Origin of the sequence: Bacteroides oleiciplenus YIT 12058 (assembly GCF_000315485.1) — a bacterium.
GTDB lineage: Bacteria > Bacteroidota > Bacteroidia > Bacteroidales > Bacteroidaceae > Bacteroides > Bacteroides oleiciplenus.
This window is the reverse complement of the sequence record NZ_JH992940.1, coordinates 126142-146969: the sequence shown is the minus strand read 5'-3', so window position 1 is coordinate 146969 and position 20828 is coordinate 126142. Positions and strand designations below refer to the sequence as shown.

At 48.6% G+C, this 20828-nt stretch carries 15 protein-coding genes; 8 read left to right on the top strand and 7 right to left on the bottom strand.

Annotated features, from left to right (window positions below):
• Positions 1-4 precede the first annotated feature (4 nt).
• From carA to glmS, 3 genes are all read right to left on the bottom strand, one after another.
• Positions 5-1081 carry a glutamine-hydrolyzing carbamoyl-phosphate synthase small subunit gene (gene carA, locus HMPREF9447_RS00600; protein WP_009127261.1) on the bottom strand — a complete coding sequence of 359 codons (1077 nt, stop codon included), beginning with the start codon at positions 1079-1081 and terminating at the stop codon, positions 5-7.
• Positions 1082-1149: 68 nt separating this feature from the next.
• On the bottom strand, positions 1150-3033 hold the full coding sequence (locus HMPREF9447_RS00595) for an amidophosphoribosyltransferase (protein WP_009127260.1): 1884 nt from the start codon (positions 3031-3033) through the stop codon (positions 1150-1152).
• Between the two features lie 93 nt (positions 3034-3126).
• Positions 3127-4971: a glutamine--fructose-6-phosphate transaminase (isomerizing) gene (gene glmS, locus HMPREF9447_RS00590; protein WP_044137613.1), complete on the bottom strand. Its 1845-nt coding sequence runs from the start codon at positions 4969-4971 to the stop codon at positions 3127-3129.
• Positions 4972-5345: 374 nt separating this feature from the next.
• Here glmS and HMPREF9447_RS00580 point away from each other — a divergent pair, with 374 nt between their 5' ends.
• The gene (locus tag HMPREF9447_RS00580) at positions 5346-5996 is read left to right on the top strand and encodes a lipoprotein signal peptidase (protein ID WP_009127257.1); all 651 of its coding nucleotides are present in this window, start codon (positions 5346-5348) and stop codon (positions 5994-5996) included.
• Here HMPREF9447_RS00580 and HMPREF9447_RS28885 read toward each other — a convergent pair.
• The 3 genes from HMPREF9447_RS28885 to HMPREF9447_RS00570 are packed head-to-tail and all read right to left on the bottom strand — an operon-like array spanning position 5974 to position 7007.
• Positions 5974-6210, bottom strand: a complete 237-nt coding sequence (locus tag HMPREF9447_RS28885) for a hypothetical protein (RefSeq protein WP_009127256.1) — start codon at positions 6208-6210, stop codon at positions 5974-5976. The genes HMPREF9447_RS00580 and HMPREF9447_RS28885 overlap by 23 nt on opposite strands.
• Before the next feature lie 43 nt (positions 6211-6253).
• Positions 6254-6586, bottom strand: a complete 333-nt coding sequence (locus HMPREF9447_RS00575; RefSeq protein WP_009127255.1) for a nucleotidyltransferase family protein — start codon at positions 6584-6586, stop codon at positions 6254-6256.
• Positions 6579-7007: a nucleotidyltransferase substrate binding protein gene (locus tag HMPREF9447_RS00570; RefSeq protein ID WP_009127254.1), complete on the bottom strand. Its 429-nt coding sequence runs from the start codon at positions 7005-7007 to the stop codon at positions 6579-6581. Before HMPREF9447_RS00570 ends, HMPREF9447_RS00575 begins: the two co-directional genes overlap by 8 nt.
• A gap of 224 nt (positions 7008-7231) precedes the next feature.
• Between HMPREF9447_RS00570 and HMPREF9447_RS00565 the strand changes: the two genes are divergently transcribed.
• The 4 genes from HMPREF9447_RS00565 (at position 7232) to asnB (ending at position 15866) form a co-directional block, all read left to right on the top strand.
• On the top strand, positions 7232-7861 hold the full coding sequence (locus tag HMPREF9447_RS00565) for a hypothetical protein (RefSeq protein WP_009127253.1): 630 nt from the start codon (positions 7232-7234) through the stop codon (positions 7859-7861).
• 232 nt (positions 7862-8093) lie between these two features.
• Positions 8094-12683: a glutamate synthase large subunit gene (gltB, locus tag HMPREF9447_RS00560; protein ID WP_009127252.1), complete on the top strand. Its 4590-nt coding sequence runs from the start codon at positions 8094-8096 to the stop codon at positions 12681-12683.
• Positions 12684-12715: 32 nt separating this feature from the next.
• Positions 12716-14056 carry a glutamate synthase subunit beta gene (locus tag HMPREF9447_RS00555; RefSeq protein ID WP_009127251.1) on the top strand — a complete coding sequence of 447 codons (1341 nt, stop codon included), beginning with the start codon at positions 12716-12718 and terminating at the stop codon, positions 14054-14056.
• A gap of 115 nt (positions 14057-14171) precedes the next feature.
• A complete protein-coding gene (gene asnB / locus HMPREF9447_RS00550; protein ID WP_009127250.1) occupies positions 14172-15866 on the top strand; it encodes an asparagine synthase B in 1695 nt (564 codons plus the stop codon).
• 132 nt (positions 15867-15998) lie between these two features.
• On the opposite strand, the gene HMPREF9447_RS00545 is transcribed toward asnB, so the two are convergent.
• Positions 15999-17546 carry an ATP-binding protein gene (locus HMPREF9447_RS00545; protein ID WP_009127248.1) on the bottom strand — a complete coding sequence of 516 codons (1548 nt, stop codon included), beginning with the start codon at positions 17544-17546 and terminating at the stop codon, positions 15999-16001.
• A 274-nt stretch (positions 17547-17820) separates the two neighbouring features.
• On the opposite strand from HMPREF9447_RS00545, the gene potA reads away from it, so the two are divergent.
• From potA to HMPREF9447_RS00530, 3 genes are read left to right on the top strand one after another with little or no spacing between them, the layout of a single operon-like run.
• Positions 17821-19245, top strand: a complete 1425-nt coding sequence (gene potA / locus HMPREF9447_RS00540; protein WP_044137609.1) for a polyamine ABC transporter ATP-binding protein — start codon at positions 17821-17823, stop codon at positions 19243-19245.
• 16 nt (positions 19246-19261) lie between these two features.
• The gene (locus HMPREF9447_RS00535) at positions 19262-20035 is read left to right on the top strand and encodes an ABC transporter permease (RefSeq protein WP_044137269.1); all 774 of its coding nucleotides are present in this window, start codon (positions 19262-19264) and stop codon (positions 20033-20035) included.
• Positions 20032-20823: an ABC transporter permease gene (locus HMPREF9447_RS00530; protein WP_009127245.1), complete on the top strand. Its 792-nt coding sequence runs from the start codon at positions 20032-20034 to the stop codon at positions 20821-20823. Before HMPREF9447_RS00535 ends, HMPREF9447_RS00530 begins: the two co-directional genes overlap by 4 nt.
• Positions 20824-20828 lie beyond the last annotated feature (5 nt).

Sequence of the window (20828 nt, the reverse complement as noted above, 5' to 3'; positions counted from 1 at the left end):
TATCTTATAATAGTTTCACAAACTCATCAAACAAGAACTCCGTGTCCGTCGGTCCGCTGGCAGCTTCCGGGTGGAACTGTGCAGAAAACCAGGGGTTCTTTTTATGCCTGATACCCTCGTTGGAGCCATCGTTCATATTGATGAACAGCGGTTCCCAGTCCTCAGTCAGCGTGTTGTTGTCCACTGCATAACCGTGGTTCTGCGAAGTAATGAAACAACGCTCCGTGCCCACCATACGCACCGGCTGGTTGTGGCTGCGATGACCATACTTCAGTTTATAAATCTTTGCTCCGCCTGCCTTGCTCAGCAACTGGTTTCCCATACAAATCCCGAAGATGGGCAACTTTTCATTTTCCATCGCCTTACGGATATTCTGCACAGCAGCATCGCATGTATCCGGATCGCCCGGACCGTTGCTGATGAAAAGTCCGTCGAATTCCAATCCGTTGTAATCATAATCCCAGGGCACACGGATGACTTCCACATCCCTTTTCAGCAGGCAGCGGATGATGTTGGTTTTCACACCGCAATCCACCAGTACCACTTTTTTCTTGCCCGCCCCTTCATTGTAGCGGATCACCTCTTTGCAACTCACTTTATCCACATAGTTCACCCCAGCATAAATGGCTTCAGGTGCATTCTCCGGTTCATCGTCAAAAACAATCTTGCCCATCATTACACCATGTTCACGCAGCACCTTCGTCAGTTCGCGCGTATCGATGCCCGTGATGCCCGGCACCTGTTCGCGTTTCAACCAGTCGCTAAGGCTCTCCACAGCGTTCCAGTGACTAAAGTCTTCCGAATAATCGCTTACAATGATGGCTTCCGCATGAATGCGTTCACTCTCCATGAAAGTAGCCAGCCCGTTCGATTCGATAGTGAAAGGCGGTACACCATAATTGCCCACCAACGGATAAGTGAGCGTCATCAACTGTCCGGCATACGAGGGGTCTGTCAGGCTTTCGGGATACCCCGACATAGCTGTGTTGAAAACCACCTCTCCCGCTACCGGCTTTTCGTAGCCAAACGACTTGCCGTGGAAGCGGCTCCCGTCGTCGAGGATAAGAGTTACATTTCTCATGTTAGTTAGTGATTAGTGTTTAGTGATAAGTGATTAACGTTAATCACTTATCACTAAACACTATTTCGTTAAAATTGATAGACTTGTTCTATATAATCAATAAATGCATTGTTCAGCAGCTTCACCCCGCCCGGCGTGGGATAATCACCACTGAAGTACCAGTCGCCCCGATGCTTGGGGCATGCTTCATGCAGTCCCTGCAAAGGCTGGTACACGATTTCCACTTTGGCCTTCGTTCCCGCAGGCGTCAGCAGTTCCACCATCTTGGCAGAGATTTCCTCATCGGTGAAGGGCGCATAGATTTCCTTCACGTAGTTCACCATCTGTTCCTTCGGCACTCCCACCTGGTCTTTCGACTTGCGATAAGCGGCGGCAATCACATCTTTCATATCCCGGTCTTTCAGCAACTCGATGGCAGCCTTGAAAGCGATAAATTCGCTCATTTTCGCCATGTCTATGCCGTAGTAGTCGGGGTAACGCACCTGCGGAGAAGAAGAAACAATCACAATCTTCTTCGGATTCAAGCGGTCGAGGATGCCGATAATGCTTTGTTTAAGCGTTGTTCCACGCACAATGCTGTCGTCGATGATGACAAGATTATCCACACCCGGCACAAGACTGCCGTAAGTAATATCATACACGTGCGCAGCCAAGTCGTTCCGGCTGTTCCCCTCTGCGATGAATGTGCGAAGCTTGATATCCTTGATGGCAACCTTCTCACTGCGGATGCGGCGGGAAAGTATCTGTTCCAGTTCTTCCAGGTTGGGGCTATGTCCCAATGAGGCTATCCGCCGCACCTTCTCTTCATTCAGGTAATCATCCAGTCCCTGAAGCATGCCGTAAAAGGCAACCTCCGCTGTGTTCGGGATGAATGAAAAAACGGTATGATCTACATCGTTATTGATGGCTTTCAGGATGTTAGGTACCAGTTTCTCACCTAATAGTTTACGTTCCTTGTAGATGTCCACATCGCTGCCCCGGGAGAAGTAGATGCGCTCGAAAGAGCAGGGTTTCAGTTCGCGCACCTTGTTGATTTGTGTGGTACGCAACTTGCCCGCCTTGTTTATCAGCAAAGCCTGTCCCGGCATCAGTTCTTTAACGCTGCCTGCCGGCACATTGAGGGCGGTCTGTATCACAGGACGCTCACTGGCAAGCACCGCTATTTCTTCGTCCTGATACCAGAATGCCGGACGGATACCCCACGGGTCACGTACGGCGAAAGTCTCGCCGCTTCCGGTCAGTCCGCATATCACGTAGCCCCCGTCCCACTCTTTGCTTGAAGTGCGAAGCACGTTTGCCAGGTCGATGTGGTCTTCAATATAATGGGTCACACCCATGCCCGTCAGTCCTTCGGCTTCGGCAAGGTTGAAGAGGCGCTCTACCTCACGGTCGAGGCGATGGCCCACCTGTTCAAGCATGATGTAAGTATCGGCATACTTGCGCGGATGCTGGCCTATGGCAGTGATACGGGCAAAAATCTCGTCCACGTTCGTCATATTGAAATTGCCGCAAAGGGCAAGATTCTTCGCACGCCAGTTGTTCCGCCTCAGAAAAGGATGCACATAAGAAATGCCGCTCTTCCCGGTAGTGGAATAACGCAGGTGTCCCATGTAAACCTCACCTGCAAAGGGAAGTACGCTCTTTGCATATTCTGCATCGTGCAATTGTTCTTTTGTCAAATCTTTAAAGTTGCTCTGCACCGTATCGAATATTTCGGTAATGGCGCTCGAACCGAGTGCACGCTCGCGAAACATGTATTCTTCACCGGGATTGGCTTCCAGCTTTACGCAAGCCAGTCCTGCACCTTCCTGTCCGCGGTTATGCTGTTTCTCCATCAAGAGATAGAGTTTGTTCAAACCGTACATCCATGTGCCATACTTCTGTTCGTAGTATTCCAGAGGTTTCAACAGGCGTATCATGGCGACGCCACATTCATGCTTCAGTTCTTCCATCTTATACGTTATTGTTTATAAGTTTTGCAAATGCGAATTTAGCAATTAAAATACAGAGTTTATAGAGTTTAGCATCTATTCTGCATGAATCTATTATTCAACAGTTACGCTTTTCGCCAGATTACGGGGCTGATCCACATCCATGCCTTTACACACGGCAATGTGATAAGCCAGTAATTGCAAGGGTACCGTAGTAATCAACGGGTCGAGACACTCAATTGTTTCCGGCAGCTCAATACAAGTATCGGCAATCTTACTGATGACCGTATCCCCTTTCGTTACCAGAGCAATCACTTTGCCCTTGCGCGCCTTTATCTCCTGAATATTACTCAGTACTTTCTCATAAAGCCCGTTCTGCGTAGCAATCACCACCACCGGCATCTCCGCATCCACCAGTGCGATAGGTCCGTGCTTCATCTCAGCAGCCGGATACCCTTCGGCATGAATATAAGAGATTTCCTTCAGTTTCAATGCACCTTCCAGGGCTACGGGATAGGAATAACCACGCCCCAGATAAATGAAGTTATGGGCATAAGTGAATATCTTGGAAAGCTCAGCAATATCCTTGTTCAGTTCCAGCACCTCTTTCATTTTGTCGGGGATGCGGTTCAATTCCTCTACGATGGCAAGATACTGCTCCTCACCTATGGTGTTTTTCTCTTTGGCAAGCGTCAATGCCAGCATGGTAAGCACAGTCACCTGTCCCGTAAATGCCTTGGTAGATGCTACGCCGATTTCCGGCCCCACGTGGATGTAAGAGCCTGTGTGTGTAGCCCTCGGAATAGATGAACCGATAGCATTGCAAATGCCGTAAATAAACGCTCCACGACTCCGTGCCAACTCCACAGCAGCCAATGTATCCGCCGTCTCCCCACTTTGTGAGATTGCAATCACTACATCGTTGCTATCAATCACCGGGTCGCGGTAGCGGAACTCCGAAGCATACTCCACCTCCACCGGTATGCGGCAAAGGCTTTCTATCAGATGTTTCCCGATGAGGGCAGCGTGCCAGGAAGTGCCGCACGCCACGATAACGAAGCGTTTAGCCGCCAGCAAGCGTTCTTTATAATCTATCACGGCGGAAAGCACCACATTCGTATGCTCCACATTGATGCGTCCGCGCATACAGTCGTGAATGCAATCGGGTTGCTCAAAAATCTCCTTCAGCATAAAGTGCGGATATCCGCCCTTCTCCAACTGCCCTAGGTTCAGTGCCACCGTCTTCACTTCGTGAGGACACTCCACATTTTTCAGGTTCACCACTTTCAGTTGCTCCCCGCGACGTATCACGGCAATCTCTTCATCTTCCAGATACACCACTTTGTCCGTATATTCCACGATGGGCGTAGCATCCGAAGCCAGGAAGAATTCATCTTCACCGATACCCACCACCAGCGGACTGCTCTTGCGGGCGGCAATAATCTCATCCGGGTTGTCTTTATCCAGTACGGCAATAGCATAAGCGCCTATCACCTCGCGCAAGGCCAGTTGCACGGCAGTCAGCAAATCAATGTTTCTGGATTTCTGGATGAATTCTATCAGTTGCACCAGTACCTCAGTGTCTGTACTGCTTTTGAATGAATAGCCTTTGGCTTGAAGTTTTTCTTTGAGAACGGCGTAGTTTTCGATGATGCCGTTGTGGATGAGAGCGAAACGTTCGGAGGAAGAATAATGAGGATGGGCGTTAGCGGAACAAGGTTCCCCGTGCGTAGCCCAACGGGTATGGGCAATTCCGATGTTACCGGAAATATCTTTTTGAGTAACGAAAGTTTCCAGTTCCGAAACCTTACCTTTCGTTTTGTACACGTTTAATTGTCGGTTATCACTGATTAATGCTACCCCTGCACTATCATATCCACGATACTCCAATCGCTTCAATCCCTTGATAAGAATGGGGTAGGCTTTTCTTTGACCAATATAGCCTACTATTCCACACATAATATATTCAGTATTTAATTCTGCGCTGCAAAGATAAGCATTCTCCGGAACATAAAGTTTATATTTTCTCAATTTATTCATCAAAAGAATAGAAAAAAGTTATTTTCATGTCAAAATGTTAACAAAAACAAACTTATTAAAGCAAAAGGCTTTTGCTTGCAAATTCATATCAAGCAAAGGAAATTTAGTTTTATATTGAAAGGAGATAGCGGAAAATTCTTCCAATCCGACAAGAGGAACACTTTTCCATATTGCCAAATTGCCACGTTGCCATATTGTCATTTGCATAGGCGGTGGCAATTTCACCGCTAAAAATCAAATATAATTCGTACATTTGAGGCACATAACAAACGACACTATAATTTTACTATAATATGAAAAGTACTTTTTCTAAAGGATGGCTTTCTATTCTTGTTGTATTGGGAGTTTTAATGATTGACCAAATCGTAAAGATAGAGGTTAAAACAAATATGAGCTATGGCGAGAGCATACGCATCACCGACTGGTTTTATATTCATTTTGTAGAAAACAACGGCATGGCTTTCGGAATGCAGATAATGCCTAAGGTTATCCAGACTGTTTTGCGTATCTTATTTTCCGGTATCATTATATGGTACATTTCCATACTTGCAAAAGCTAACTATAAGCGCGGCTATATTGTTTGTGTTTCATTAATACTGGCAGGAGCCATTGGGAATATCATTGATAGTATCTTTTATGGTGTTATTTTCAGCAAGAGTACATTCACCGAGATTGCAACGTTCGTACCTCTGGGACATGGATATGCCGACTGGCTATATGGAAAAGTGGTAGATATGCTCCACTTTCCTCTTTTTGAATTTAACTGGCCTGATTGGATACCATTCATAGGAGGAAATCATTTCCTATTCTTTAGTCCGGTGTTCAACATTGCAGATGCGGCTATCAGTTGCGGAATATTCATCCTGCTCTTATTCTACTCAAAAAGTTTTAGTAATAGTTACCATCTGGCTAAAACTGAATTTAAGAGACTCTTAAAGAAATAACCATCTCCGTATCCGGTCCGTACCAACTCCGTACCTGCTCCATATCTATAGGAAGAGGGCTGGTACGGACTTGATACGGACCGGATACGGAGATGATATGGAGATTACACGGAGATGGTACGGAGATACTACGGAGCATATACTTTATAAAATTGCCACGGACTAACGTTTTGGCAATTTGGCAACGTGGCAATTTGGCAATATGAACTACCATTGACCTACTCTTTCTTTGGGATAAAGACACGATTCACTCCCTTTTATGAAAATGTTATGAAAGGTTTGTAGATACTTATACCTACCCGGTCGATGTGCTCTTTTAGTGCTTTGTTCGTGATGTGTTCATAGATTACCACATCAAAGAAATAAGGCAATATAGAATCTTCAAAAGCTGTGAGCAAAGCAGACAATACATCTTTAGAAATCGGACCTTTTACCGCAAGATCGACGTCAGAGCCGGGTTTATAATTTCCCTTAGCCCGTGAACCGAAAAGAATTGCTTCCCGAACTTCTGCAAACTGGGAAAGAATATCGGTGATTCGTTTTCCGTTTGCCACACTCAACCCATATTTATCCCACAGGATACTATTCATTAATTCTGGTTTTGAAGTTATTGTAAAATTCTTGAAGGATGAAGAAATAGCGTTCGTATATATCTTTAAGGACACGAGCTATAATTTCGTCATCATAAATATGGACGGCTAGGTTACGGTCTGCCAGTGCTTGCAACCAGTCTTCTGCATTTGTGATATAGCCACTTTGAAATCCTTGCCGAATGGTTTCACGAGGAGACCGCAAAAGGAATCCTTCCATTTCTAAATAGTCTTTCAACGTTTTCCAAGCAAGTTCAAATGTATATTCATAAGTCTGTACAAGTCCGGACTGTAACAAATCATCATCAGGAGTAATTCTTACTATTTCTATTGCACGCGATAAACGATTGAACGCTTTTTCATAATTCTGAAAGCGTTGTTTCCAGCGGATATCTTGATTATCGGTTCCTAAAATCTCCAACTTTCTATATTGTTATTATTGAATGCTGTCAATTGTGATACAAATATAGCGCTTTTCTTTTACTTCACAATGATTTATTAATTGTTCGCAAGTTGTAAAGCCCGAAGTGTATGCAAAAGGTTGTAACCTAATATCTGGTATTTTCACTTCAGCAGTAGGGAGTTTTGCACTTCTCCATGTCTTTATAGATAAATACTTAATTTATTAACTTAAAAAAAGACTATATGAAAAAAGAAGAAAGCCTCCGTCATTATCTGCCCGCCATCGGCTATGCAATGATTATACTCATTATGTTCCAACTAAGCATGCCTGCTTATGCGCACCCACAAGATAAAAAGGGCGATAAATCAGCACAAAGTACCACCGTCTCAGGACATAGCATTCTTTTAAACGGCATTGGCTTGGCTTATAGTTATGAATATGCTTTTGCTCCCCGGGCAACCCTTGTGTTCAGTGCAGGAAGTTCTTACTCATATGGGAAATTATTGGGCCTGGAGATGGACTCAGACAATGGATTTTATTTCTCGACGAAAGACTATCATCTGGTAACCGGAGATATTGCCATAGAGCCACGTTTTTATTATAACTTGCAAAAACGGCACCGGAAAGATAAACGCACTTTTGGCAATTCAGGAGGTTATCTGTCGGTAAACTTCGGCTATTCCTTCCCGATAGCCATTACAAATGGGTGGAAAGCAGCATCCATTTACACCATCACCCCCTACTGGGGATTCCGCAGGGTATGGAAACATTTTCTGCTTGATCTGGCGGGAGGTGTAGGATATAATGGCTCGACCAACGGCACTTCGAGTATACGCCCCACTTTGAAGATAGGATTGGGATATAGATTCTGATAATACAGATCAGCACAACTTACAACATATTACAAAATAAACAGTTTTAATTATAATACAAAATAAAATACGATATTTTTCTTTCAATCCATAACACAACCCCTATTAGTAGGAATTTTATAAGTTAGAATTTTATCCATTATTACATCATTTTGAAACCAAAACAATATCTTTGCCAAACAATTTGATAACAATAATAGGTATTACTACAGAATAAAGTAAACTCAAAAGGATGAAAGAAGAACTTTTTAACAACAAAACAAAGGAAAAGACTGGTCGACCAAGAACCGGACAAGGACAACAGTCCGTTTGCCAGCGACAGCCCAATCAGTTGGGTTTGTATGACGCAGAAAACGAGCATGATGCTTGTGGTGTGGGGATGCTGGTGAATATTCACGGAGGTAAATCGCACGAGTTGGTGGAATCGGCATTAAAAGTATTAGAAAATATGCGCCATCGCGGTGCGGAAGGTGCGGATAACAAAACCGGAGATGGTGCCGGAATCATGCTGCAAATACCGCATGAATTTATTCTCCTGCAAGGTATCCCCGTTCCCGAAAAGGGAAAGTACGGCACGGGACTTCTGTTCCTGCCGAAGGACGAAAAAGACCAGTCCGCCATTCTGAGCATCATCATCGAAGAGATTGAAAAAGAAGGATTAACACTGATGCACCTGCGCAACGTGCCCACCTGCCCCGAAATACTGGGTGAAGCGGCACTTGCCAACGAACCGGACATCAAGCAGATTTTCATCACCGGATTTACGGAAAGCGAAACGGCAGATCGTAAGCTCTACATAATAAGGAAGAGAATAGAGAACAAAGTGCACAAGGGGGACATCCCGACACGGGAAGATTTCTACATCGTCTCACTGTCCACGAAGAACATCATTTATAAAGGCATGCTCTCTTCGCTGCAACTGCGCAACTACTTCCCTGACCTGACCAACAGTTATTTCACCAGTGGACTGGCACTGGTACACTCCCGCTTCAGCACCAACACCTTCCCCACCTGGGGACTGGCACAGCCCTTCCGCCTCCTGGCGCACAACGGTGAAATCAACACCATCCGCGGCAACCGTGGCTGGATGGAGGCTCGCGAAAGTGTGCTCTCCTCCCCTTCGCTGGGCGACATCAAAGAGATACGCCCTATCATCCAGCCGGGCATGAGCGACAGTGCCTCACTGGACAATGTGCTGGAATTCCTCGTAATATCCGGCATGAGTCTGCCCCACGCCATGGCTATGCTGGTGCCGGAATCCTTCAATGAGAAGAATCCCATCAGTGAAGACCTGAAAGCCTTCTACGAATACCATTCCATCCTGATGGAACCGTGGGACGGCCCTGCCGCACTGCTGTTCAGCGACGGACGTTTCGCAGGTGGCATGCTCGACCGTAACGGATTGCGTCCGGCGCGTTACCTCATCACACACAACGACATGATGGTGGTGGCAAGCGAAGTAGGCGTCATGGACTTCGAACCGGGAGACATCAAGGAAAAAGGTCGCCTGCAACCGGGCAAGATATTGCTGGTGGACACCGAGAAGGGAGAAATTTACTACGACGGCGAACTGAAAAAGCAACTTGCCGAAGCCAAACCTTATCGCAGTTGGCTGGCAACGAACCGCATCGAACTGGATGAGCTGAAAAGCGGTCGCAAAGTGGAACATTCAGTGCCCGATTATTACCGCATGCTGCGCACCTTCGGCTATTCCAAGGAAGACGTCGAACGCCTCATCGTCCCCATGTGTACCACGGGTGCCGAACCCATCAACTCTATGGGTAACGACACGCCGCTTGCCGTGCTCTCTGATAAGCCACAACTTCTATATAATTATTTCCGCCAGCAATTCGCACAGGTCACCAATCCGCCCATCGACCCGATACGCGAGGAACTGGTGATGTCACTGACGGAATACATTGGTGCCGTAGGCATGAATATCCTCACGCCCAGCGAAAGCCACTGTAAAATGGTGCGCCTCAATCACCCCATCCTGAACAATGCACAACTGGACATCCTTTGTAATATCCGCTACAAAGGGTTCAAGACGGTGAAACTACCCATGTTGTTCGAGGTAGACAAAGGACGTGCCGGACTGCAAGAAGCACTCACCACACTTTGCAAACAGGCGGAAGAATCTGTCAGCGAAGGCGTAAACTACATTGTACTGACCGACCGTGATGTGGACGCCACCCATGCAGCCATCCCTTCATTGCTGGCTGTCAGTGCCGTACACCATCACCTCATCTCGGTAGGAAAACGCGTGCAGACGGCACTGGTAGTGGAAAGCGGTGAGATACGCGAAGTGATGCACGCCGCCTTGTTGCTGGGTTTCGGCGCCAGCGCCCTGAATCCGTACATGGCGTTTGCAGTGATAGACAGGCTGGTAGCGAAGAAAGAAATCCAACTGGACTATGCTACAGCAGAAAAGAAGTATATCAAATCCATCTGCAAGGGATTATTCAAAATCATGAGTAAGATGGGTATATCCACCATCCGCTCCTACCGGGGTGCGAAAATATTCGAGGCGGTGGGATTGAGCGAAGAACTGAGCAACGCTTACTTCGGCGGATTGAAGTCCACTATCGGCGGTATCCGTCTGGATGAGGTGGCACGGGATGCAATTGCTTTCCACAATAATGGCTTTGCCGGACAAATGGAGGATTTGCTTCCGAACAATGGCTTGTACGCTTTCCGCAAAGACGGCGAGAAGCATGCCTGGAACCCGGAAACCATCTCAACCCTGCAATTGGCTACGAGATTGGGCAGCTATAAGAAGTTCAAGGAATTTACCCGGTTGGTGGACGAAAAGGAAGCACCTATCTTTCTGAGAGATTTTCTTGATTTCCGTCATAGCCCGATACCCATTGATAAAGTGGAATCGGCGGAAAGCATCATGCACCGTTTCGTGACGGGTGCCATGAGCTACGGTTCTATCAGCAAGGAAGCACACGAAGCGATGGCTATTGCCATGAACAAGATTCATGGCCGCAGCAACACCGGTGAGGGTGGTGAAGACAGTGCCCGCTTCGCTCCGCATGAAGACGGAACTTCCCTGCGCAGCGCCATCAAGCAGGTAGCTTCCGGGCGTTTCGGCGTGACAACGGAATATCTGGTGAATGCCGATGAAATACAAATCAAAGTGGCACAGGGTGCCAAGCCGGGCGAAGGCGGTCAGCTTCCGGGCTTCAAAGTGGATCAGGTGATTGCAAAGACGCGCCACTCCATACCGGGAATCTCTCTGATTTCCCCACCGCCCCATCACGACATTTATTCCATTGAAGACCTTGCACAGCTTATTTTCGACTTGAAGAATGTGAATCCACGTGCCAAAATCAGCGTGAAACTGGTGGCGGAAAGTGGTGTGGGAACCATTGCCGCAGGTGTGGCAAAGGCCAAAGCCGACCTCATCGTTATTTCCGGTGCAGAAGGGGGAACGGGGGCTTCTCCTGCTTCCAGCATCCGCTATGCCGGTATTTCGCCTGAACTTGGTCTGAGCGAGACGCAACAGACACTTGTACTGAACGGCCTGCGCGGGCAGGTGATGCTGCAAGTGGACGGACAACTGAAGACAGGCCGCGACATCGTGCTGATGGCAATGCTGGGAGCCGAGGAATTCGGTTTCGCCACCAGCGCATTGATTGTGCTGGGTTGCGTCATGATGCGTAAATGCCATCAGAATACCTGTCCCGTAGGTGTGGCAACGCAGAATGAAGAACTGCGCAAGCGTTTCCACGGACGGAGCGAATATCTGGTGAACTTCTTCACCTTTCTGGCACAGGAAGTACGCGAGTATCTTGCTGAAATCGGCGTGGAACGTCTGGATGACATCATCGGACGCACCGACCTTATCGTAAGAAAGGGACAAGGAGAAAAGGCAATAGAGGAGAACCCGAAATTTGAGCTTCTCGACTTTTCCAAGCTTTTGGCACGCATCCCGAACGATGCCGCCATTCGCCACACCATCGACCAGCAACATGGCATCGACCACGTGAAAGACGTGGAAATGCTACATGCCGCCGCCGAAGCCTTGGAGAGCCAGAAAGAAATCTCACTGGAATACACCATTGCCAACACTGACCGTGCCTGCGGAGCGATGCTCTCCGGTGCCATTGCCGCAAAGTATGGTGAGGTAGGTCTGCCAGCACACACGCTGAACGTGAAATTCAAAGGTTCGGCAGGGCAGAGTTTCGGCGCATTCCTTGTAGCGGGTGTTAACTTCAAGCTGGAAGGTGAAGCAAACGATTACCTCGGCAAAGGACTGTCGGGCGGACGCATCGCCGTTCTGCCTCCGGTGCGTAGTAACTTCCAGGCCGAAAAGAATACCATTGCCGGAAACACCTTGCTTTATGGTGCCACAAGTGGTGAAGTATATATCAACGGCCGCGTAGGCGAACGTTTTGCCGTCCGCAACTCCGGCGCCACTGCCGTAGTGGAGGGCGTGGGAGACCACTGTTGCGAGTATATGACGGGCGGACGTGTCGTAGTCCTCGGCTCTACGGGACGCAACTTCGCAGCCGGTATGTCGGGCGGTGTGGCTTACGTCTGGAACAAGGACGGTAACTTCGATTATTTCTGCAATATGGAAATGGTGGAACTCTCACTCATCGAAGAAGCTTCATACCGCAAGGAATTGCACGAGCTTGTCCGCCAGCACTACCTCTACACAGGCTCCAATCTGGCACGCACGATGCTTGACGACTGGAACCGCTACGTGGATGAGTTTATTCAGGTAGTCCCCATCGAGTACAAGAAAGTACTGCAAGAGGAACAGATGCGGAAGCTGCAACAGAAGATTGCGGAGATGCAACGCGATTATTAATTAATAATTAAAACCTAACAATTTGTCCAATCATGGGAAATCCAAAAGCATTCTTAACCATACCACGGCAGGAAGCGGGTTACCGCCCTGTCCACGAACGCATCACCGACTTCAGTCAGGTGGAACAGACTTTGAACAGCCACGACCGCAAACTTCAGGCATCCCGTTGCATGGACTGCGGTGTCCCCTTTTGCCACTGGGCATGTCCGCTGGGCAACAAGCAACCCGAATTTCAAGACGCACTCTATAAAGGCCGGTGGCGTGAGGCTTACGAAGTTCTCGCCACCACCAACGACTTTCCCGAGTTCACGGGACGCATCTGCCCCGCCCTCTGCGAGAAATCATGTGTACTGAAACTCTCTTGCGACGAGCCCGTCACTATCCGTGAGAATGAAGCCGCCATTGCCGAAGCGGCCTTCCGCGAGGGCTATATCACTCCTATCCGCCCCGAACGCAATGGAAAGCGGGTGGCCATCATCGGCGCCGGTCCTGCCGGATTGTCTGCCGCATGCCGACTGAATGCCCGGGGGTATGAAATAACTATTTTCGACAGCAAACCCATGCCCGGCGGATTATTGCGCTATGGTATTCCTAATTTTAAACTCGATAAAGCAGTAATCGACCGCCGCATGCGGGTGCTCGAAGCCGAAGGTATTCAATTTGAGATGGGCGTAACGGTAGATGTGCAGAAACTTCCCGCAGGCTTCGACGCCTACTGCATCTGCACCGGAACCCCGCAGGCACGCGACCTCGCCATCCCCGGACGCGAGCTGAAAGGTATCCACTTCGCCCTTGAAATGCTGGCACAGCAGAACCACATCCTTGACGGAGAAACCTTTCCGAAGGATAAACTGGTGAATGCCAAAGGGAAGAAAGTCCTCGTCATCGGTGGTGGAGATACTGGGTCGGATTGCATCGGCACAAGCATCCGCCAAGGAGCCGCGAGCGTGACGCAGATAGAAATCATGCCGCAACCTCCCGTAGGACACAATGCCTCTACTCCCTGGCCGCAATGGCCCGTTGTACTGAAAACGACTTCAAGCCACGAAGAAGGATGTACCCGTCGCTGGAGCCTTGCTTCCAACCAATTCATTGGGAAGAACGGCAAAGTCTGCGGCGTAGAAGTGGAAGAAGTGGAATGGGCAACGGCACAGGATGGCGGACGCCCCACTATGAAGCCCACTGGAAAGAAAGAAGTCATCGACGCCGACATGGTGCTGCTGGCTATGGGCTTCCTGAAACCGGAACAACCGGAGTTCCCGGAGAACGTGTTTGTGGCAGGAGATGCTGCCAGAGGTGCGAGTCTCGTGGTGCATGCGCTGGCTGACGGACGCAAGGCAGCGCAGAAAGTAGATGAATACTTAAATAAGTGATGAGTGTTTAGTGATGAGTGATTAGTAGGCTGCGCTATTGGTGCTTATCACTTATCACTAAACACTTATCACTAAATACTTATCACTAAACACTAACCCCTAATCACTAAACATCATGTGTGGAATAGCAGGTATCTTCAACATCCAATCTCAATCCCAGGAATTGAGACGCAAAGCGCTGAAAATGGCGCAGAAAATCCGTCACCGCGGACCCGACTGGAGTGGTATCTACGTAGGTGGCAGTGCCATTCTGGCACACGAACGTCTTTCCATCGTCGACCCCGAAAGCGGTGGACAGCCTTTGTATTCATCGAACAACAGGCAAATCCTCGCCGTGAACGGTGAAATCTATAACCATCGCGAAATCCGTGCCCGTTATGCCGGAAAATACGCTTTCCGGACAGGTTCGGACTGCGAAGTTATCCTCGCCCTCTACAAAGACAAAGGCATTGACTTTCTCGAAGAGTTGAACGGCATCTTCGCCTTCGCCCTCTATGATGAAGAAACTGATGATTTCCTCATTGCCCGCGACCCTATTGGAGTTATTCCCCTCTATATAGGTCGTGACGACGAAGGCCACATCTACGTGGGCAGCGAACTGAAAGCCCTCGAAGGCTTCTGCGACGAATACGAGCCCTTCCTTCCCGGTCATTACTACCGGGGCAGCGAAGGCAAAATGCAACGCTGGTACAAGCGCGACTGGACCGAATATGACACCGTAAAGTCAGACGACACCGCCGCCCGCCATGCCACACGTCAGGAAATAGACAATGTAAAGCTCTCTCTTGAAGCTGCCGTACAGCGCCAGCTCATGTCCGATGTTCCTTACGGGGTACTCCTTTCCGGTGGGCTCGACTCCTCCGTCATCTCCGCCATTGCCAAAAAGTACGCCCGCAAACGCATCGAAACCAACAACCAAAGCGAAGCCTGGTGGCCGCAACTCCATTCCTTCGCCGTCGGCCTGCGTGGTGCACCGGACTTGATAAAAGCTCGTGAAGTGGCCCAGTATATCGGCACCGTTCACCACGAAATCAACTACACCGTGCAGGAAGGCCTCGACGCCCTGCGCGATGTGATTTATTTCATCGAAACCTACGATGTCACCACTGTCCGCGCTTCCACACCGATGTACTTGCTGGCGCGTGTCATCAAGAGTATGGGCATCAAAATGGTGCTCAGTGGCGAAGGGGCCGACGAAGTTTTCGGCGGATACCTCTACTTTCACAAAGCACCCACCCCGCAGGCTTTCCACGAAGAGACGGTGCGCAAGCTCTCCAAACTGCACATGTACGATTGCCTGCGTGCCAACAAGAGCCTTGCTGCATGGGGTGTGGAAGGGCGTGTACCTTTCCTTGACAAAGAATTCCTGGATGTGGCCATGAGCCTGAGTCCCGCCGTCAAGATGTGTCCGGGCAAAGAAGTAGAGAAACGTATCGTCCGCGAAGCTTTTGAGGATATGCTGCCCGCAAGCGTGGCCTGGCGACAGAAAGAACAATTCTCGGACGGCGTGGGCTACAACTGGATTGATACGCTGAAAGCCATCACCTCTGCCGCCGTCACCGACCACCAGATGGAGCATGTGGCCGAACGCTTCCCCATCAATCCGCCACAGAACAAAGAGGAATATTATTACCGCAGCATCTTTGAGGAGCACTTCCCCAGCCGGTCGGCAGCTCTCAGTGTTCCCAGCGTCCCCAGTGTGGCATGTTCCACAGCCGAGGCCCTTGCCTGGGATGCTACACTACAAGGAAAAAATGACCCGAGCGGACGCGCTGTAGCCGGCGTGCATGAAGCGGCATACATATTATAAAATAAGAATGCCACACTTCAATAAGTAGAATGCCACATCTAAACAGACGTAATGCCACACTTCAACGGTTACGAAGTGTGGCATTACATGTATTTAAGTATGGCATTGGAAACGATGAAGTGCGGCATTCTGTCATTCAACAATCCACTTCTCTATATTCCTTGTTTTATTGCTGAAATTCACACCTATTTTGAATAATTTCCTCGGATCTGCCTCAAAAGGAAGAGCATACTGCTTTTCTTTTATCTGTTGTAAAGCTTCCTCGGCAGTACCTTCCAGTTTGAATTCCATGACGTAAATGTAATCGGTAGTCTTCACCACCAAGTCCACCCGCCCTTCCGAAGTGTGATACTCCGCCTGTGTGTAGAAACCTACCAGTTTGAAGACGATAAACAACACATTTTGATAATGCAACTCCAAGTCTTTCACCAATTCATAAGGTGTGTCGGCAAAGAAGCTTTGCAACCTCTTAAAGAAAGCGTTAGGTTGCCCGGCACGTATCTCACGAACAAATCTTTGTATCTCAAACGGCGCTTCCAACTGGTTGAAACGGGTATAGAATGGCATCAGAAATCTGATAAAGCCCTCTTCCACTTCCCGGTTCGGGAAACCGAGACGATAAAGACCGAATTCCTTATCATACCCCTTTATCGTAAGATATCCGCTCTGGAAAATGACCGGTATGGGTTCATCGTCGCCATAAATACAATTCAGCACGTCAGCATTTGTTTCTTCATGCGCCATACGCTCCAAGTCGTAGTGATTGCGTTTCAGCAACTCCACAAGATAGGTAGGCGTTCCGGTTTCAAACCAGTAGTTGCCGAATTTCATCTTAAAGAATGTATTCAGTAGACTGAAAGGATTGTAAATACCGTCAGTGTTTTCCGTAAAGTGATAACCGTCATAGCATTCTTTCAGCTCATTGCATACTTCCTGATACGTCATTTTCTGCGCGGCTGCCAATTCGTGCAGGTCTTCTTCAAAATTAAGATGGATCTCTTTCTCGGTGATTCCACAGATGGAAATAAACGGCTCGTCCATGGAGATGTCATTCAGATTGTTCAGGTCACTGAACACACTGACTTTGCCGAACTTGGTCACTCCCGTCAGCAGGGCAAACTTGATGCAGCCGTCCATGGTTTTCAGTACGCCATAGAAAGGTTTCAGAGTGTTGCGGAATTCTCGTTGCAGTTCCTCATTGCCGATAGCTTGGAGCAAGGGTTTGTCATATTCGTCGATGAGAATGGCTACACGCTCGCCGCTTTGCTCATAGGCTCGTCCCACAACTCCTGCAAAGCGCAGGGCAAGGGTACTCTCAGCAACACCGGTTCCATAAAGCTCTTCCCACTTTGACAAGTTGCTGTCCAGTATCTTGTCCAGACTATCCGGTGTATCATATTTCCCGATATTCAAGTCCAGATGCAACACAGGGCGTTTCACCCAGTCTTTTTCCAGAGTTTCCACCGCCAGACCTTCAAATAAGTCCCGTTTTGCTTCAAAATAGGCTTCGAACGTGGAAATAAGCAAGCTCTTCCCAAAACGGCGGGGGCGGGAAAGGAAGTAGTAACTGCCGCTCTTCACCAACTTATACATCAATGCGGTTTTATCCACATAAACGTACCCTTCTTTGCGAATTTTCTCAAAGTTCTGTATCCCGATGGGATAAATCCTGTTGCCCATGTTCTTGTCTCCTTATACTATAATAGTACTCATTAATGCTACAAAGATAATGCAAATCGAACACAGAACTTTCATGCTTGCATGAAAAATTTATGCTGAGATGCAGCTTATCTTCTTCAAAGATAACAATGTTTTCCGAAACAAAATATTCCGTTGCATTATTTACGATGTATCTCCTCTTTCATATTCCCGATTTATTCCCTACCTTTGCCCCGCTTTTTTCGAAAAAGCAGAATTCGTTCAATTCGTTTTTGGGTTAAACTTAATAACGCTTATGCAAAAGTCTGACTGCATCATCGGTGTGGAGCATGTATCGAAATTCTTCGGAGACAAGGCTGTACTGAATGATGTAAACCTCTCTGTCCGTAAGGGCGAATTTGTAACTATCCTGGGCCCCTCCGGTTGTGGCAAGACTACCTTGCTTCGCCTGATAGCCGGTTTCCAGACAGCCTCGGAAGGCATCATCACCATCGGTGGACGTGACATCACCCAAACACCGCCACATCAGCGTCCGGTGAACACCGTCTTCCAGAAGTATGCTCTCTTCCCCCATCTGAATGTGTACAACAATATCGCTTTCGGACTGAAACTCAAGAAGATGCCCGAAGCCACCATCGGCAAGAAGGTAAAACAGGCACTCCGCATGGTAGGCATGACGGATTACGAAGACCGTGACGTCGACTCCCTTTCCGGCGGACAACAGCAGCGCGTAGCCATCGCCCGCGCCATCGTCAATGAGCCGGAAGTGTTGCTACTGGACGAACCCCTCGCCGCCCTCGACCTGAAAATGCGCCGGGACATGCAAATGGAACTGAAAGAGATGCACCAGAAGCTCGGTATTACCTTCATCTACGTCACCCACGATCAGGAAGAAGCCCTCACCCTGAGCGACACCATCGTCGTGATGAGCGAAGGCCGCATCCAACAAATAGGCACCCCGACCGACATTTACAACGAACCCATCAACTCTTTCGTTGCCGACTTCATCGGCGAAAGTAACATCCTGAACGGACTCATGCTCCAGGATAAGTCAGTCTCCTTTGCCGGACACGAATTTGAATGTGTGGACAAGGGCTTCGGCGTCAACACTCCTGTTGATGTCGTCCTCCGCCCCGAAGACATCTATATCTTCGAGCCCTCTGCCGCCGCCCAACTGACAGGTACCGTCACCTCCTGCATCTTCAAAGGCGTGCACTATGAAATGATGGTGCAAACCAACGAAGGTTACGAATTCATGGTGCAGGATTACCACAGTTTTGAAGCCGGACGCGAAGTGGGCCTGCTTGTGAAGCCCTTCGACATCCACGTCATGAAGAAGGAACGCACTTGCAACACTTTCTCCGGACGACTGATTGACGAGCAGCACGTCGAATTCCTTGGTTACACCTTTGAGTGCACTGAAGTGCAAGGCATCGAGCCGGGCAGCGACGTACAGGTAGAGATTGATTTCCAGAATGTCATCCTCGAAGACAACGAAGAAGACGGGCACCTGACAGGTGAAGTAAAATTCATCCTCTACAAAGGCAACCATTACCATCTCACCGTGTTTACGGACTGGGACGAAGATATCTTTGTCGATACTAACGACGTCTGGGACGACGGCGACCGCGTCGGCATCACCATCGCTCCGCAGAACATCCGGGTGACGAAACCCTCTGCTATTGTTGAACCCACTAATAAGAAAGGAAGTGCTCAGTAATATATCCCGCTTCTTCATGCGCCGCCGGAACTGGACTGTTCCCTACGCCCTGTTTCTCGTCATCTTCGTGGTGATGCCCTTATTGCTCATCGTGCTCTATGCTTTCACGGACGCCGAAGGCGCATTTACATTCGCCAACTTCCGCAAGTTCATGATGCACCCCGAAGCCATCAACACATTTGTTTACTCCATCGGGATAGCCGTCATCACCACGCTGGCATGTTTCATACTGGGTTATCCCGCAGCATATATCCTGAGCCAGAAACGCTTCAACACTTCCCAAACCATGGTCGTACTGTTCATCTTGCCTATGTGGGTGAACATCCTGATACGCACACTTGCCACCGTGGCGCTGTTCGACTTCCTCAACTTGCCGTTGGGCGAAGGTGCGCTGGTGTTCGGTATGGTCTACAACTTTCTGCCGTTTATGATATACCCCATCTACAACACGTTGCAGAAGATGGACAGCAGTCTGATAGAAGCTGCCCAGGATCTGGGGGCTACGCCTCTGCAAGTGTTCCGGAAAGTGATTCTGCCTCTTTCCATGCCGGGCATCATGAGCGGTGTGGTGATGGTTTTTATGCCCACTGTCTCCACTTTTGCCATTGCCGAGTTGTTGACGATGAATAATATCAAGCTGTTCGGTACCACCGTGCAGGAGAGCATTTATAATGGAATGTGGAACTACGGCGCTGCCCTGTCGCTCATCATGCTGTTGCTGATTGGTGTCACTGCCTTATTTACGAACGAGGACGACAGTGCTCAAAATGAAAGCGGAGGTGTGATATGATGACACGTATACTTGCCAAGGGATATTTGTGGTTGCTGTTAGCTTTGCTTTATTCACCTATCCTTATCATAATGATTTTCTCCTTCACCGAAGCCAAGGTGTTGGGCAACTGGACCGGATTCTCCACTAAACTATACAGCTCCCTCTTTACAGGCGGCATGCACCACTCGCTGATGAGTGCCATCTGGAACACGTTCGCCATTGCGCTGATTGCGGCCACGGCATCTACTTTTCTGGGTAGTCTGGCAGCCATTGGCATCTTTAACCTGCGCTCCCGTGCCCGCCAGGTGATGAACTTTACCAATGCCATACCGATGATGAATGCAGACATCATCACAGGTGTGTCGCTGTTCCTGTTGTTTGTCAGCTTCGGCATCTCGCAGGGATTCACAACGGTGGTACTGGCACATATCACTTTCTGTACCCCGTATGTAGTGCTCAGCGTCATGCCACGCCTGAAAAAGATGAATCAGAACGTTTATGAAGCTGCCCTCGATCTGGGGGCTACGCCTTTCCAGGCATTGCGCAAGGTCATCTTTCCTGAGATTCTGCCGGGAATGATAAGCGGTTTTATCCTCGCCTTCACTCTTTCCATCGATGATTTCGCTGTGACTATTTTCACCATCGGAAACGAAGGTCTGGAAACGCTTTCCACCTATATTTATGCCGATGCACGCAAGGGAGGATTGACTCCGGAATTACGTCCGCTGTCAACCATCATCTTCATAACGGTATTAGTATTGCTGATTGTGATTAACAAGAGAGCAGAACGTTCAAAGAAAGAATAAAAATA